This is a genomic window from Bacteroidota bacterium (assembly GCA_025059945.1).
Classification (GTDB): domain Bacteria; phylum Bacteroidota; class Rhodothermia; order JANXDC01; family JANXDC01; genus JANXDC01.
This window is the reverse complement of the sequence record JANXDC010000012.1, coordinates 132,255-148,300: the sequence shown is the minus strand read 5'-3', so window position 1 is coordinate 148,300 and position 16,046 is coordinate 132,255. Positions and strand designations below refer to the sequence as shown.

Annotated in this window: 15 protein-coding genes; 10 read left to right on the top strand and 5 right to left on the bottom strand. The window is 61.4% G+C overall.

Going from position 1 to position 16,046, the window contains the following annotated elements:
- Positions 1-65: 65 nt before the first annotated feature.
- From NZ993_07645 to NZ993_07600, 10 genes are all read left to right on the top strand, one after another.
- Positions 66-1,517: a glycogen/starch synthase gene (locus NZ993_07645; GenBank protein ID MCS7155663.1), complete on the top strand. Its 1,452-nt coding sequence runs from the start codon at positions 66-68 to the stop codon at positions 1,515-1,517.
- Positions 1,514-2,794 (top strand): glucose-1-phosphate adenylyltransferase, encoded by a 1,281-nt coding sequence (locus NZ993_07640; GenBank protein ID MCS7155662.1) that lies wholly within the window; start codon positions 1,514-1,516, stop codon positions 2,792-2,794. The genes NZ993_07645 and NZ993_07640 overlap by 4 nt, the downstream gene beginning before the upstream one ends.
- A 71-nt stretch (positions 2,795-2,865) precedes the next feature.
- Complete coding sequence (gene trxA, locus NZ993_07635; protein ID MCS7155661.1) at positions 2,866-3,204, top strand: thioredoxin; 339 nt, start codon at positions 2,866-2,868, stop codon at positions 3,202-3,204.
- Positions 3,204-3,446: a glutaredoxin family protein gene (locus tag NZ993_07630; protein MCS7155660.1), complete on the top strand. Its 243-nt coding sequence runs from the start codon at positions 3,204-3,206 to the stop codon at positions 3,444-3,446. Before trxA ends, NZ993_07630 begins: the two co-directional genes overlap by 1 nt.
- On the top strand, positions 3,434-3,898 hold the full coding sequence (gene ruvX, locus NZ993_07625) for a Holliday junction resolvase RuvX (protein ID MCS7155659.1): 465 nt from the start codon (positions 3,434-3,436) through the stop codon (positions 3,896-3,898). The genes NZ993_07630 and ruvX overlap by 13 nt, the downstream gene beginning before the upstream one ends.
- Positions 3,862-4,575: a (d)CMP kinase gene (gene cmk / locus NZ993_07620; protein MCS7155658.1), complete on the top strand. Its 714-nt coding sequence runs from the start codon at positions 3,862-3,864 to the stop codon at positions 4,573-4,575. The genes ruvX and cmk overlap by 37 nt, the downstream gene beginning before the upstream one ends.
- A gap of 23 nt (positions 4,576-4,598) precedes the next feature.
- Positions 4,599-5,459, top strand: coding sequence for a 4-hydroxy-3-methylbut-2-enyl diphosphate reductase (locus NZ993_07615; protein MCS7155657.1), 861 nt, complete (start codon positions 4,599-4,601; stop codon positions 5,457-5,459).
- Positions 5,460-5,934: 475 nt separating this feature from the next.
- Complete coding sequence (locus tag NZ993_07610; GenBank protein MCS7155656.1) at positions 5,935-6,363, top strand: hypothetical protein; 429 nt, start codon at positions 5,935-5,937, stop codon at positions 6,361-6,363.
- The gene (locus tag NZ993_07605; GenBank protein MCS7155655.1) at positions 6,360-8,582 is read left to right on the top strand and encodes a TonB-dependent receptor; all 2,223 of its coding nucleotides are present in this window, start codon (positions 6,360-6,362) and stop codon (positions 8,580-8,582) included. Before NZ993_07610 ends, NZ993_07605 begins: the two co-directional genes overlap by 4 nt.
- A gap of 90 nt (positions 8,583-8,672) precedes the next feature.
- Positions 8,673-10,574 (top strand): Na+/H+ antiporter NhaC family protein, encoded by a 1,902-nt coding sequence (locus NZ993_07600; protein ID MCS7155654.1) that lies wholly within the window; start codon positions 8,673-8,675, stop codon positions 10,572-10,574.
- Positions 10,575-10,619: 45 nt separating this feature from the next.
- Here the strand turns inward: NZ993_07600 and NZ993_07595 are convergent, their stop codons facing one another.
- The 5 genes from NZ993_07595 to NZ993_07575 are packed head-to-tail and all read right to left on the bottom strand — an operon-like array spanning position 10,620 to position 16,008.
- Entirely contained in the window at positions 10,620-11,312 is a 693-nt protein-coding gene (locus NZ993_07595) for a response regulator transcription factor (protein ID MCS7155653.1), read from the bottom strand.
- Positions 11,309-12,904, bottom strand: a complete 1,596-nt coding sequence (locus tag NZ993_07590) for a HAMP domain-containing histidine kinase (GenBank protein ID MCS7155652.1) — start codon at positions 12,902-12,904, stop codon at positions 11,309-11,311. The genes NZ993_07595 and NZ993_07590 overlap by 4 nt, the downstream gene beginning before the upstream one ends.
- A gap of 56 nt (positions 12,905-12,960) precedes the next feature.
- Complete coding sequence (locus tag NZ993_07585) at positions 12,961-13,710, bottom strand: NTP transferase domain-containing protein (protein ID MCS7155651.1); 750 nt, start codon at positions 13,708-13,710, stop codon at positions 12,961-12,963.
- Positions 13,707-15,038 (bottom strand): inositol-3-phosphate synthase, encoded by a 1,332-nt coding sequence (locus NZ993_07580; GenBank protein MCS7155650.1) that lies wholly within the window; start codon positions 15,036-15,038, stop codon positions 13,707-13,709. Before NZ993_07580 ends, NZ993_07585 begins: the two co-directional genes overlap by 4 nt.
- A 4-nt stretch (positions 15,039-15,042) precedes the next feature.
- On the bottom strand, positions 15,043-16,008 hold the full coding sequence (locus tag NZ993_07575) for a CDP-alcohol phosphatidyltransferase family protein (GenBank protein MCS7155649.1): 966 nt from the start codon (positions 16,006-16,008) through the stop codon (positions 15,043-15,045).
- Positions 16,009-16,046 lie beyond the last annotated feature (38 nt).

The following is a 16,046-nucleotide window of genomic DNA, read 5'->3' as shown; positions in this document are numbered from 1 at the left end:
GCCAAGCGCGGTTGTTCGAGGCCGACAAGGCCCGTAATTTGGCCGAGCAGCCTGGCCATGACACCATGCACGTACTGCACGTGGCCGCGGAGTGCTTCCCTGTAGTTAAGGTAGGGGGGCTAGCGGACGTAGTCGGGGCGCTGCCCCGGTACCTAATCCGCCGGGGCTTGCAGGCCTCTGTGCTCATCCCGTGGTACGGACATCTGGACCCCGAGCAAGTGCGCCGGGTCGGAGAGGGGGAGCTCTGGATCGCAGATCGCAGACATAGGTATCGGATCTGGCGCGATCAGAGCGGATGGACCCCGTTTCCGCTGTACTTGCTCGAATACGATGGGTTTCGCCCTCCGGGTGTCTACGCGGACCCCGATACGGGCAAGCCTTTTGAAAACGAACTGGCCCGTTATGCCGTTCTAGGGCATGCGGCCGCGGCCTTGGCCGCCGGGGCCGCTTGGCGGACGTCCGAGCTCACCCCAATAGACCTCGTGCACGGTCACGATCATCATGCCGCCTTTACGCCCCTGTGGATGCGCTACGGCGTTTTGCGATCGGAGAAGCCGTTTGTTCTGACCGTACACAACGCGCTTTATCAAGGCCGTTATCCTTGGGCCCAAGTAGAGGCGTTGCGGTGGCCCGCTGGGCTTCCGCGCTCCAGCCTGGACCATGACGGGGCCTTTAACGCGCTCAAAGCCGCCTTGCTTCTGGCTGAGCGGGTTACGACCGTGAGCCCCACGTACGCGCGCGAGCTTGCCGAATGGGCCGGCGGAGGCCTGGAGTACGTGTTTCAAGAGATCGCCCCCAAACTGCTCGGCATCCTGAACGGGATCGATCCGGAGTGCTGGAATCCGGCCCAGGACGCAAACCTGGCCGTTCCGTATGATGCGCGTCATCTGGAGCGGCGTCAGCAGAACAAGCGCGCCCTGGGGTGGCGGCTCGGGTTATCCCTGGACGCGAACGCCTTCCTGATGGCCTTTATCGGCCGCCTGGTGCCGGAAAAGGGTGTAGAGCTTGTGCTTGAGGTCGTTCCGCGCTGGGTGGAGGCATTTCCTGAAGCCCGTCTGGTGGTGCTGGGAACGGGCTGGCCAGATTGGGAGCGGGCCTTTCGAGAGCTAGAGGCCACGTACCCGGAGCGTGTGCGCGCCTGGTTGCGCTTCGACGAGGGCTTAGCGCATCTTCTGTACGGCTCAGCCGATGTGCTGCTTATGCCCTCGCGCACCGAACCCTGCGGGCTCAATCAGCTCTACGCCTTGCGTTATGGATGCATACCGATCGTCCATCCCACCGGTGGGCTACGCGATACGATAAGGCCCCTGGAACAAGATCCTCGAAACGGCACCGGCTTCTGGATGGCCGCCTATGGCGCTGAGGCCCTTTTCGAGGCGATCGGGCAGGCTCGGTCGCTTTGGTGCGATCCGGTCCGGTGGCGCGCGCTGCAGCGCCGCGCTATGCGAGAAGATTTCTCTTGGGATCGCTCCGCCTCGGCCTATCAAGCGCTCTATGAGGCTCTCGTGACGCGATGACGTTTAAGCAGCAAGATGTACTGGCCATAATTCTGGGGGGTGGGGCGGGAACGCGCCTGTTTCCGCTCACTTTGCTGCGCTCCAAGCCGGCTGTTCCTCTGGGGGGCAAGTACCGGCTCATCGATGTGCCCGTGAGCAACTGCCTCAACTCGGGCATCAACCGCATCTTTATCCTGACCCAATACAATTCCGCTTCCTTAAATCGACATATCAACCACACGTATCGCTTTAGCCCTTTTAGTCGAGGGTTTGTGGACATTCTGGCTGCAGAGCAGACCCCGCGCTCCCAACGTTGGTTTCAGGGCACGGCCGATGCCGTGCGCCAGAGCTTGCATCACTTTGAGGAATACCCTTTCCGCTACGCGCTCATTTTGTCGGGAGATCAACTCTATCAAATGGATTTTCGGCTATTTGGTGCCTATCACTGCGAGCGTGGCGCGGCGATCACAATCGCCACCACTCCCGTGCGGGCAGAAGAGGCCCCGGGGCTGGGGATTATGAAGACAGACGGTACGCAGCGCATCGTTCGTTTTGTGGAAAAGCCTCCGCCAGAGCTTTTGGGTGAACTGGAAAGCGACACGGGGCCCGAGATGCGCGATCAGGGCCGTCGCTTCCTGGCCTCAATGGGGATTTACCTGTTCAACCGCGACGTCCTGTTCGATCTGTTATTAGAACATCCGGATCTGGTGGATTTCGGCCGGGAGGTGATCCCGCTGGCCATAGAGCGGCTGCCCGTATATAGCTATCGCTTCGACGGATATTGGACCGATATCGGCACCATCGCCTCCTTTTATGAGGCGAACTTGGCGCTCACAGATCTGCTGCCGGCTTTTAACCTGTACGATGCTGAGCGGCCTTTGTATACGCACGCTCGCATGCTACCTCCCACAAAATTTCAGATGAGCCGTGTGCACCAATCCATCGTGGCTGAAGGGTGCATCTTGGAGGGCTGTGATATCGAGCATTCCGTGATTGGGATCCGCTCCATCATCGGACCGGGCACCGTGATACGGGATAGCATCATCATGGGGGCCGACTATTACGAGACGCCTCAAGACCAGCGTGTAAACCGAGAGCTGGGTCGTCCGGATGTGGGGATTGGCCGGAACGTCTATATCGAGCGGGCGATCGTAGACAAAAACGCCCGCATCGGGGACGGAGTCCAGATTCGCAACGCAATGGGGCTAGAGAAGCACGACGCGGATTTTTACTATATCCGCGAGCGGATCGTGATCATCCCCAAAAACGCCATCGTACCCCCGGGAACGGTGATCTAGCTGGGAACCCGGCCGGATGCCGGGGGGTTGGAGCGAGAAGCTGAGGCGACAAGCAAAGGGAGCGCTGCGCAATGCCACAAAACGGACCTATTACGCTCACGGATCAAAACTTCGAACAAGAGGTATTGCAATCCGAGCTGCCTGTGCTGGTGGATTTCTGGGCGCCCTGGTGCGGGCCATGTCGCATGATCGCCCCCATTATCGAGGAGCTGGCCCAGGAATACGCGGGCCGGCTTAAGGTGGGCAAGCTGGACGTGGACCACAACCCGCAGGTGTCCATGCAGTACAATATCCGCTCTATTCCCACGCTGTTGATCTTCAAAAACGGGCAGGTGGTTGAGCAGCTCATCGGCGCCGTGCCCAAACATATGCTTGTAGGGTATCTAGAACGGCACCTTGCGGTCGCTTGATGCAAGTTCGGCTCTACACCACAGCTTGGCGTCCAGATTGCCATCGAGTCAAGTGGTTTTTGCGCCAACCGGGCATCGCTTTCGAAAAGATCGATATCGATCAGGATCCGGAGGCGGAGGCGCTCGTGATGCAACACAACGAGGGCCGGCGCCGGGTGCCCACAATCGCCTTCGATGGACGGCTATACGGCAATCCGCCCCTGCCCGTTTTGGCTCGCCTGTTGGAGGAATGCCGGGCGTGAGCCTATCACCCATTATGGCCCTCGACTACGGCCGCAAACGCGTGGGGCTGGCCATCAGCGATCGTATGCGCCTTGTGGCCCGCCCCTTGGGTACATATGCGCAGGAGGAAGCCCTTCGGGTGTTGCTTGAGCAGGTGCGGCGCGAAGCTGTAGCGGTGCTCGTGGTGGGCTGGCCTTTGGATATGCGCGGCCAACCGCAGGAAATGGCTCGCGAGGTGGCCGCATACATGCGGCGCATTAAGCATCTGGCGCCTGAGCTTGAGTTGGTGCGCTGGGATGAGCGCCTTAGCACGGTACGCGCGCAGCAGATGCTGCGCGAAGGGGGGGTAAAACGCAAGAACCGCCAAAACAAAGCACGTCTGGATCAGGCGGCTGCCGCGTTGTTGCTTCAGGAGTATCTGGACTTTCTGCGCCTATGCCCCCAACAAGACGGGACATCCTCATCGCCATAGATGGACCCGCCGCTTCGGGCAAATCCACCACGGCCCGGCTTGTGGCCGAACGCCTCGGGCTGCGGTACGTCAACACCGGAGCCCTGTATCGGGCCGTGACGTGGGCTTTGCTTGCGCGCGGAATATGGCCCGCGCATCCAGAGCGCATCTCCGAATTCCTCAGCCTACTTGATCTGGAACTGCAAGAGAGCCCCATGGGGTTACGCGTTTTGATCGACAGCCAAGACGTTACGGAGATGCTTCAGCTGCCTGAGGTTTCGGCGCATGTAAGTGCGGTAAGCGCCCTACCTGAGGTGCGAAGCTGGCTGCTGCAAATAGAGCGCGCCCTCGGTGCTGAAGGAGGCGTGGTTTTCGAAGGCCGGGACATCGGCACCGTGGTCTTCCCAGAGGCCGAGTTAAAGGTCTTTCTGACCGCCGAGCTCGCCGAGCGCGCCCGGCGTCGCTGGCGTGAACTGCGGGAACGGGGCTCTCTGGTGAGCCTAGAGGAAGTGGAGGCCGAACTGCGCAACCGGGATGCGCAAGACGCAACCCGCACGCTCGCCCCCCTGCGGCCTGCCCCGGATGCTAAACTGCTGGATACGACCCTGCTTTCCGTTGCAGAGCAAGTAGAACGGATTGTCCAGTGGGCCGAGGAGGCGCGGCGAGCCCGCCAGGCGGTGCCCGCCTCCGGCGGATAACCACCGTGGACAGGAGGCACGGAATGCGCATCACGATAGACCCCGAATCCGGCTTCTGTTTCGGCGTGGAGTATGCCGTAGCTGTGGCCGAAGCCTTGCTGGAGTCTGAGGGCGTGCTTTACTGTCTGGGGGACATCGTGCACAACGATGAGGAAGTAAAGCGGCTGCGGCAAAAGGGCTTGCGCACGATCACGCACGAAGAGTTGCGTCGGCTTCGCGGGGTCCCCGTGCTCATCCGCGCCCACGGAGAACCTCCGGAGACGTACGAGATCGCCCGCCAAAACGAGCTCACGCTGATCGACGCCTCCTGTCCTGTGGTGCTGAAGCTGCAGAACCGCGTCAAGCAGGCCTATGATGCCGGGTATCAGGTCGTCATCTACGGCAAGCCGGAACATCCGGAGGTGCGAGGTTTGGTGGGGCAAACCCAGGGGGAGGCCCTGGTGATCAGCTCCGAGGCGGAGCTGGAGCGCATTGATTGGAGCCGGCCGATCGCCCTGTTCTCGCAAACCACGAAGTCCCTTGATGCCTTCTATCGGTTGAAGGCAGCTGTAGAAGTCCGGCAGCCAGAAGCACGCGCCTTCGATACGATCTGCCGGCAAGTCTCCAACCGCGACGAGCATTTGGCCGCCTTCGCGCGCGAACACGACGTAATCCTCTTCGTGGCCGGGCGTAAGAGCTCCAATGGACGGACCCTCTATGAACTCTGCCGCGCGCACAATGCGCGCACGTATTTTATTGAAAACGAGACCGAGTTGGATCCGGCCTGGTTCGAAGGAGCTCAGTCAGTAGGCATCTGCGGGGCTACCTCCACGCCCAGGTGGCTCATGGAACGCGTAGCCGAGGCCGTCCGAAACCGCATCGAGGCCCCTCGAGAGCGACAGTAGCTGGGATCGTTGCGGTTTCGTTACTGAGTCCGGATTGCTGTACAGATCCGGGTTAGTTAATTTTCCCCTCGCAAAATCCCTAGCCGCCTTGCCGCATGCCTCGGATTCTGCTTGGCCTGCTTGCCTCGCTCTTACTTGTAGGCAGTGTGCCGGCCCCGACAGAGGCCGAGCATCGGCATGTCATCTGGGTCGCTTCTTGCGCCGACGCAGCCCCACAGCAGCGACACTGGCACGAAGCTGAGGGACAGGCGATCCCTTGCTTCTGGTGTTGGCATACGGGGCGCGCATTGTGGTTTATCCCCTCTGGGTCTAATGGGGAGCTGGTAGTCTGCCTCCGCCTCCCCTGGTTTTCTGCGCCTTCTGCTCGCAGCCTTTCGGTTCATCTGCGTCCCGGTCGCGCCCCTCCTCTGGGAGACCTCCTGGGTGCGTAACCGCTTCATGTCTTGGCTGATCTCAGCGAAGGAGGTCTAGTGTCATGCGGCGATACTATTGGCTTTTGCTCGCTCTATTTGGCGGGCTGGGATGCGGGCTTTTTGGCCACAGGCACGATGAAGATCATGCGGAGGCCGAGGGGCTTCTGTTGCGCATCGGCGCTCAAGAGGTGGTGCGCGTCTGGGATGCGCGCGTTACAGGCTCTCTTTCGGTGCGTGTTGGTCAGGAGCTCGGACCCATTGAGGTGTATTTCTTAGACGAAAACCAGCGCTCCTTTCAGCCCGACCCCTCAGAGTATAGGCTCCAGCTGAACGTGGCCAACAGCGCCATCGCTTCGGTTCGAAGCGGCAGCAGCTGGACTTTCTATTTGCGCGGCCTAGCAGCCGGACAGACGAGCTTGGAAATCGTGCTGCTGCACGGCGGGCATGCGGACTTTCGCACCCCCGCCATACCTGTAACGGTTGCGCCATGAAACGGCTCATCCTGCCCCGGAGGGCTTTCGGGATTGCTCTGTGGGCGCTCCTTCTGAGTTTCGCTCAGAGTCGGGCTCAGGTTCGAACGGCCCTTCTGGAGGGGCGTGTTGTGGATCGAGACACGGGCGAGGGATTGGGCTGGACGTCCGTGTTGCTAGTGGAGCTCAACCGATCCGCCACCGCGCACGAAGATGGCCGCTTCGAGATCGCCCACGTGCCTCCCGGAAGTTATACCTTGCGCGCCTTCCGAATCGGATATCACAGCGTAACGTTGCGCGTGGAAGTGCAGGTCCCGCGCACAACCGTAGAGATCCGCATGGCGAGCACGGCCGTCATGATGCAGACTGTAGAGGTGGCCGCGGATCTGGAGGCGCGCAAGGGCCTGGCGGGTAGCTTGGGAGACGTGATACACGGCGTGCGCCTGCGCCAGAGCCTGGCTCGCACCCTGGCCGAGACGCTCAGCGGCGAGCCAGGCCTGGCTTCTGCTGGCATGGGGCCGGCCACGGTCCAGCCCGTGCTGCGGGGACTGGGAGGATACCGCTTGACCATCTTGGAAGATGGCGCAGGCACCGGGGACTTATCCGCGATGAGCCTGGATCACGCGGTGGCCGTTGATCCGCTCCAGGCCGAGCGGATTGAGATCCTGCGCGGTCCGGAGGCGTTGCTCTATGGCTCCAAGGCCCTAACGGGCGTGATCAACGTGGTCCGCGGCGCCATCCCCATGGAGCGCACCGATCACCTGCACGGAAGCGTAAGCTTGCAAGGGGAGTCCGTAAACTGGGGGCTGGCCGGCGGTGTGGGCTTATGGTTTCCCGCTCTTAAGGGCACGGGCCGCGTGGACGCTTCCGTTCGAAGCGCGGCCGACGTGCGCACGCCTTCCGGAAGGCTGCGCAACACGGCCCTGCAGACGGCCACAGGGTCGGTCGGCTGGGGAATCGATCGCCCCTGGGGAACCCTGGGAGGGGCTCTCATCCTGTACGGATCCCGATACGGCATACCGGGCGGCTTCGTCGGCGCCCACCCCGAGGGCGTCACAGTCGAGATGGATCGGGTTCAGCTTGCCTCGCAGGGGGAGTTCAATCTGCCATGGGTCGCCTGGAGCCGGCTCCAACTCAAACAGGATCTCACCCTGTTTCGGCTGCGCGAGCTAGAGTCAAAGGGCCTTATTGGGAGCGAATTTGCCCAATTTACCTATCAGGTTCGGGCGATCACCCGGCAGAGGCGCTGGGGGCCGCTGCGCAACGGGGCCTTGGGTGTGGAGGCGGGCTACCGGGATCGGTGGGCTGCCTTAGGGTCTTCGACCCCAGATCTCTGGGAGTTCAATCTGGCTGCGGCCGCCTATCAGGAATGGTCCCGCGGGCTTTGGATCGTGCGCGCCGCGTTGCGCGCCGACGGCCGCTGGATCAGTCCGTATCGGGAGCGGATCTCGCGCACCATCGGGCTCATGCGCGCCCGGCAATTTGCCGACCTATCGGCCTCTATAGCCCTCGCTTACGTTCTCCCTGCGGGACTGGATCTGAGCCTGGGGCTTGTGCGGGCCTTCCGGCCGCCGGAACCGGAGGAGTTGTACTCCGAGGGGCCCCATCTGGCCACGTACTCTTTTGAGGTCGGCAATCCCCAATTGGACGGAGAAGTGGGCCACGGAGCCGAGCTCTCCCTGCGTTGGAATCGGCCCGGGATGCGCCTGCGGCTTACGGGCTTTGGCAATCGGATACGGGGCTACATCTTTCCTCGAAACACGGGCCGGATCAGCGCAAGAACGCTGTTGCCCATCTACCAGTACATGGGCACCGACGCCCTCCTGTGGGGCGGGGAGGGGGCTCTGGAGTGGCGGCCGCTAGCGAATTGGGGCCTGTTCGCCTCGAGCAGTTGGGTCTGGGGCGGCTTTGCCGATACCCGCAAGCCCCTGCCCATGATACCTCCCGTGATGGGGCGCCTGGAGCTGCATTACGGCAGCGGAGCGCTATCGGCGCTCTTAGGCCTCCGATTCGCCATGCGTCAAGAACGGGTCGACGTCTTCGAGGAGCCCACGCCGGGATACGCCGTCCTGGACGCCTCGGTTCAGTACTACTGGTCGGGCGGCGCGCTGCTGCATACCCTGGTTTTAGGCCTGCAGAACCTGACCGACGCCGCCTATCGGAATCACCTATCGCGAGTCAAGCGCATCATGCCCGAACCGGGCCGCAACCTCAGGCTTCTGTACCGGGTCTACTTCTAGTTCCCCGTAAGGGCTTGCTGAGGGGGCAAAAAGGCCGTAACATTGCGCACTTTCTCTATCCAGGGTGGGCAAGTCGAAAGGAGTCGGGTCGTGCGGCGCCTGCTGGTAGCGCTCATCGGGCTTTTGCCGTCTTTCGGGTGGGCCCAAGCTCCTGCGCAGTGGGTCTTTGAGGCCCCCTCGGTGGTCTTACGGGGGATCCCGTTTGCCCTCACCGTTACGGCGCGCGACAGCTCCGGGCAAGTGCTAAAGGGCTTCTCGGCTAAGGTGCGTCTTGAGGGCCTTCACGGGTTATCCGAGGCGCGTTTTGAAAACGGCCAGCTGCGTCTACCGAAGGCCGTGCTCGCCCACGCGGGGCGCCAGAGGATCCGGATCATGGGGCCGGACTTCGAGGCCAGCCACGTGGTGCGGGTCATCCCCGGGGTGCTCAGCGTGTTGCCTCCGCTGGTGGCGATTCTACTGGCTCTGCTATCGCGGGAGGTCATCATCGCGCTTGTGGCGGGCATCTGGCTTGGGGCGGTGTTTTTGTTTGACTACGATCCCATCGGGGGCCTATATCGGGTCTTGGATCATTTCGTGCTCAAGGCGTTAAGCGAATCAAGCCATCTGCAGATCATCCTCTTCAGTATGCTCTTCGGAGGGATGGTGGGGGTGATCGCCCGCAATGGGGGTACCCGGGGTATAGCGAGCCTCATTACCCGTTACGCCCGCACCGCCCGCGGAGGCCAGATCGCCACCTGGCTTATGGCGCTTGTGATCTTCTTTGACGACTACGCCAACGTGCTGGTGCGCGGCAACCTCATGCGTCCCATCACGGACAGGTTGCGGATCTCACGCGAAAAGCTCTCTTTTCTTGTCGACACCGGCGCGGCCACGGTGGCCAGCATCTTTCTGATCTCGACTTGGATCGGATACGAGGTGGGGCTAATCGAGCAGGGTCTAAAGCTCATCCAGTGGCCAGAGGAAGCCTACGCGGTCTTTATTCAAACGATCCCGTATCGGTTCTATCCCATCTTCGCTCTGATTTTGGCTCTCCTGGTTGCGCTTCTGGGGCGCGACATCGGTCCGATGCTGGAAGCGGAGCGACGAGCCCGGGCCACAGGACAGGTGTTGCGTCCGGGCTCAAGGCCGGCTACGGATTTGACGGAGAGCACGAGCCCAATCGACGACGGATCCCGTCCAGCGCGCTGGTATAACGGGCTCTTGCCCATTTTGGCCGTGCTTCTAGTCGGGGGATATGGGCTGTACACAACCGGTATGGAGGCCCTGCGCAATCAAGGCGCCTCTTCGTACACGATCGGGGCCATCATCAGCCATTCGGACTCGTACCGGGCCCTTCTGTGGGCGTCGCTGTCCGGATCCTTGGTGGCGATTCTGCTCAGCGTCCTGCAGCGCATCTTAAGCCTTAAAGAGGCCCTTGAGGCTTGGTTTGGTGGGCTTAAGGCCATGCTGCTGGCCATGCTCATTTTGGTGCTGGCCTGGTCCATTGGGGCCGTGACCGAGGAGCTGCATACGGCCCACTACCTTGTGGACCTATTGCGCGGCGCGATCGCACCGCATTGGCTTCCGGTGTTGGTTTTTCTGACCGCTGCGGCCATAAGCTTCGCCACCGGCACCAGTTGGGGCACGATGGCGATTATGATGCCGCTCGTGATTCCGCTGGCCCACACGCTGAGCCTGGATGCGGGCTTGACGCTTTCGGAGCAGACCTTGATCCTACACGGGGTGATCAGCTCTGTGCTGGCCGGGGCCGTTTTCGGGGACCACTGCTCTCCCATATCCGATACGACCATTTTGAGCTCCATGTCTTCGGCCTGCGATCACATCGATCACGTCAAGACCCAGCTGCCGTATGCGCTGCTGGCGGCCGCGGTCGGAATGCTCCTGGGGGATATTCCGACCGCCTTTGGGCTTTCCCCGTGGATCTCGATCGCTCTGGGTACGGGCGTACTGGTGGCGTTTCTGTATCTCTTCGGGCGCAGCCCGGAGCGTTAAGGGCGCGCCTCAAAGGCGACGCCCCAGAGGGCGAAAGAGGAGGGGCTAACCGAGGAACTTGTACCCTACCCCGTAAACGGTGGCGATGTAGCGGGGGTTATCGGCGTCGTCCTCGATCTTTTTGCGAAGGCTGGCGATGTGCCGATCGATGGTGCGCGTGGTAAGATCCTCGCGCGTATGCCAGACGTCACGCAGCAGCTGCTGACGCGAAACCGATCGACCTCGGTGTTCGATGAGGTACTTGAGGATGGCAAATTCAAGCGCCGTGAAGCTGATGGGTTGGTTGTCTTTATAGGCCGTATGCGTGGTGAAGTTGACCGTGACGTTTCCGAAGCTGTATAGCTCCACCGGACCGGGTATAGCGCGTCGTAAGATGGCCCGCACGCGCTCCAGAAGCTCCGCCGCGCTGAAGGGCTTTGTTACATAATCGTCAGCCCCGGATCGAAAGCCCTCGATCTTATCCGCCTCCTGGCCTTTGGCGGTTAGCAGCAACACGGGTGTATGAAGCCCCTCATGACGCCAACGGCGAAGCAGCTCAAAGCCGCTTATACCGGGCAACATCACGTCCAGAATGATCAGGTCGAAGGTTTGCTCGCGTGCCTGCTTCAGCGCCTGGGTTCCATCGAAGGCTAGTTGTGCGGAGAAACCTTCGTCTTCGAAGAAATCCCGAAGCCCTATAGCCAGCTCTTGATCGTCTTCTACGATCAGCAGTCGGGCTTTTGTAAGGTTCTGGCTCATGATCCCGCTGTAGTTTTGCGTTGGCTAATAGGCAAAACGAGCGTAAAGGTGCTGCCGCGACCGAGCTCGCTTTCCACTTCGATACGCCCCCGATGAGCTTGGACGATGTGTTCGACCACGGCCAGCCCTAGACCGCTTCCGGAGGCGCGCTGCGCCAGGCCCGTCTCAATGCGGTAGAAGCTGCGGAAAATATACGGCAGCTGCTCCTTCGGAATCCCAATGCCTTGATCGTGTACGCTGATGCGCACATGCCCGTTGGCGCGTTCGAGCCGAACGCGGATCTCATGAGGCTCGGAGTACTTGACGGCGTTGTCGATCAGGTTAACCAGGGCTTGCGTGAGCGCGCCCGCATCGGCCTCGATCGTGGCGGGCAGATCGGGGCCCCATTCAGCCCGCAGCTTATAGCCTCGGCTCTGGTACAAGGTGCCGAAAGTACGCAGAACCTGATCCAGGAGGGCGCGCAACTCCACCGGTTGCATGTCATAGCGGAGGTGTCCGCGTTCGATACGGGCGAAATCCAGCACATTGTCCACTAGCCGGGTCAGGCGCTCGCACTCTTGCTCGATGATCTGCAGGTACTGCGTCCTCCGCTCCGAGGTCCGAGCCCTTCCCAGGCGCAGCATCTCGGCAAAGAAGCGGATCTTAGCCAGGGGGGTTTTGAGCTCATGCGATACGTTGGAGACGAAATCCGCCTTGAGCCGGGCCAGTTCCATCTCGCGTGTGGCCATGCGGTAGACGAGCAACAAAGCCAAGATCAACACCAAGGCCGGGATGAAAACGCGCACGTATCGGAACAGGCCCTCGGCGGCCAGCCGGTTCCGGTAGCGCACCTCCAGGATCCAATTCGAGAACAGCCCTCCGGCCGGATCGAAGCCGGCGCGATATACGTTCGTGTATTCTAAGTTCCTGCTGCGAGGAGAAAGCCGAAGCGTATCGTAGGGTGTATAAAGCCAAAGCTCAAAGTATTCGTCCGGAAATCGCCCCCGCTGCGTACGCACAAGCTCCTGTAGGCGTGCATAGGCGCGGGGAATGACTTCTCGAAGCACCACCTGAGGATTGATCTTGACCCCCTTGACCACAAAATCGTCATGCTCCCCCACCATAGCGTATAGGTAGACATAGTGAAAGGGGCCCTTTGGACCCTGCCGGACACCCCGCAGAATGTACGGATACAGATCAGGCACCTGCGCCAATAACGTGTCGATGGAAAACACCGCCAACACCTCCTTGGGGTCCTGGCTGGGGTCGCTGGTGTAAACGAGGCCTTCGCGTAGGTCGATATAGAAGGCGTATTCGACCAGGTTGGGGATAGAGTAGGTGTAGTCGAAGCCAAAGACCGGTCCGGAGGAGGTCTGGATGAGGTAGCTTTCACTCTCAACGGCCCGTCGGAGGTTTTGATCGTAGACGAGCTCTTCCGTGTACCGACTCAGGCGATCTAGAAAGAATTCTCCGTCGCTGCGTAGGCCGCGCTCGACCTCCTCGGCCAGATGCGCGCTCGTGCGTAGTTCCTGCAGAGCCAGATACAAGCTGGCCAGAATGGAGAGGGCCATCAAGCCTAGAAGCGTAAGCGAGCGACGTGATAGGCGGCTCATGCCCGCTTTCGTGGAAGCCCCCGATGGCAAGTTAAAATCTAAATTAATGCGGGCGCTCAAGGCAACTGCGCCGCCATGAGCGCACGCCACTGGCTCTCCGCATAGGCGTGCATAGCGGCTGTGTCGACGTCTTGCCAAAAGGCCCCCTCGATATCAAAGGCGATCATGAGCCCGGATTGCGCTAAGATCCGCACCCCGTCGGATAGCGATGCATCGCCATCTTGTTCTTGGCGGGCTTGCCGCAACGCCTCCAGCAGCCCATGCGTGCAGAGAAATAATCCTGTGTCGATCGCGTTGTACTCAGACAAGTCCTTGCCTATGGCGCGAATACGGTCCTCTTCGACGAGCACCTTGGTGGCGTCTGCTAGATCGAAGATGCGCTCCAACTGAAAGTCCACAGCCAGTAGCGCTCCGCCGACGGGGGGCCGGGCCTGGCGTATGCGTCGCATGAGCTGCGGCTCGATCAAGTGATCCGCCATGAGAAGTAGAAACGGATCCGATAGATACGGCTCGGCCGCGAGCACCGAGATCCCATTTTGAAGGGCGTAGAGGGGATTGTATACGAAGCGCAGCCGGAGGGGGCCCTTGTAGAAGGCGAGTATAGCTCCCTGAATCTCGGAGGCCTCGTGCCCCAGCACGATAACGGCCTCTTGGCAGCCGGCCTGTTCGGCGTTCTCCAAGGCGTAGGCGATAAGGGGCCGGCCGGCTACGGGCAGAAGGGGCTTGGGCACGGAAAAGACCCCATTGGGGGTGCGCAAGCGCGAGCCCAAGCCTGCGGCCAATATAAGGGCGGTGGGGATGGTCATGCGCGCAGCGTCTCAAGCAGGTCAAATTCTTCGGAAAGGTGGGTGATCGGCGCTTCTCCACCTAGCACGCGCAGCGTGTTTTTGAGCCGAAAATGCTGAATGAACAGGTCGTGCTCCGGCACGTGGCCCGGGTGCACATGAGGGCTTTTGAAGTAAAACGACAGCCACTCTTGAATACCCTTTAGGCCCGCGCGTCCAGCTAGGTCCAACAGCAGCGCCAGGTCCAGCACTACAGGGGCGGCCAAGATCGAGTCGCGGCACAGAAAGTTGACCTTGATCTGCATGGGATAGCCCATCCAGCCAAAGATGTCGATGTTGTCCCAGGACTCCTTGGCGTCTCCGCGCGGAGGGTAGTAGTTGATGTCCACTTTATGGTAGAGTTCCCCGTAGAGCTCCGGATACAGCTCCGGTTGCAGGATCGTCGACAAGACCCCGGATTTGGTGGCCTCCTTGGCCCGGAAGCTGTCCAGATCATCCAGCACGGCCCCGTCCCGGTTGCCGAGGATGTTCGTCGAGAACCATCCCCGCACCCCGAGCATGCGCGCCTTTAGGCCGGGAGCGATGACGGTTTTCAGAAAAGTCTGGCCCGTCTTGAAGTCCTTGCCCGCAATGGGCACGCCGCGTTCCTCGGCCAGTCGCTCCAGGGCGGGTATATCGGCCGAGAGGTTCGGGGCGCCGTTCGCGTAGGGAACGCCTTCCCGTAGGGCCGCGTAGGCATAGATTTGAGAGGGGGTGATGGCGGGGTCGTTCTCCTCCAAACCTCGCTCGAAGGCTTCCAGGCTCTCATGGCAGGGCGCGGGCCGCATGTAGACCTCGGTCGAACCGCACCAGATCATCACGGCTCGATTTGCTCCGGTCTCCGCAAGCGCGCGGCGGATGTCTTCGCGCAGCATCTCGGCCAGTATGCGCTTATTAGGCGCCTGCTTTTTATTGGGCCCATCTAGGCGCTTGACATAGCGGCGGTCGAAGACGGCCGGCATGGGCCGGATCGTGCGCAGGAAGGGCTCCAGGGGCTCTAGGTCGCGCATCTCAAGCACCTGCGCGCGCACCGCCGCCTCGAAGGCGTCGTCCGGGAAGATGTCCCAGGCGCCAAAGACTAGGTCCTCCAAACGGGCCAGCGGGAGAAAATCCCGGATAAGCGGGTTGCGGTTCTCAGAACGCCGGCCAAGCCGAATCGTCTGCATCTGCGTCAGGGATCCGAAGGGCCGGGCGCGGCCTTGCCGGACCGCTTCTACGCCGGCGATAAAGGTGGTGGCCACGGCCCCAAGACCGGGGAGCAAGACGAGCAACTTGCCCTCTGCTGGGGGAATCGGGGATCCGGTGCGCATCGCGTTACCTTCTCCGTTTGGGGTAGCAAAACGAGCGGATTGCGGCTAAGGCCCACCTATTAACGTGAGGAGCACGAGCAGGCTCAGCCCGCAGCTGACGCAGCAGCGTCTGGTTGCGCCGCCACTGCGCCACAAGCAGCCCAAGTAGAAGACCGTTCAGGATTGTGAGCTCCCAGAGGAAGAACCCAACGGGCTCTCCTGATCCACAGGCTAGTAGGAGGGCGGCTGTTCTGTAGTTAGAGCTCAGCGCCCCCCAAATGCGCACCATGGGCGCCTGATAGGCGCGATACAGCATACGAGCCCGCTCTTGCTCGCTTGGCTCTCGCAGTGAGCGCAGGTGCTCCAGAAGGGGCTCTTGGACCCGACCGGCGAGCTTTTGTAGGCGCAGATATACGTAATACGGCAACACAAGCCAGCGCCCTACGCCTCGAAACGCCGCCCGACGGGCCCACAGCTGCGCCGGATGCTCCAGAGGCGAGGTGGCCTTCCCGTGCACCCAATAGTCGTACAGCTGCCGCTGCAGCTCGTAGGCGTTGGCTTGTACGAAATGGCTCAGCGCCGCCGAAGCGGCCAATAGGAAAGCCCAAGAGCCCCAAGAGGGAGCCGAGGCCCAAGCCAAGCTCACGTATAGAGCCGCAAAGGTGCCGTGGTCGCAGAGCCCGTCTAAGATTTTGCCCAGCTCGGAGCTGCGTCCCGTAAGACGCGCGAGCTGCCCATCGGCCCCATCGAACACATGCCACAGAAAAAGAAGCCCCGCCCCGAGCCAAAGCCAACCGCCCTGCTCGTATTGGCTGAGAGCGAAAGCGGCCCCTAGGCCACTACCCAACCCAGCCAGGGATACGAGATTCGGATGCACCCGGGTGCGCGAAAGAACCCGCACCAGCGCCCAGCTGATCGGGTGGATCAGGTAACGATTCGTGGGATCTTCGATCTCCGGGGTGCGCCACACCGCTCTGTTCGGGCTGGCCACGTTGGCGCTCCTTGTTAACAAATCGTAAACAACCGAAA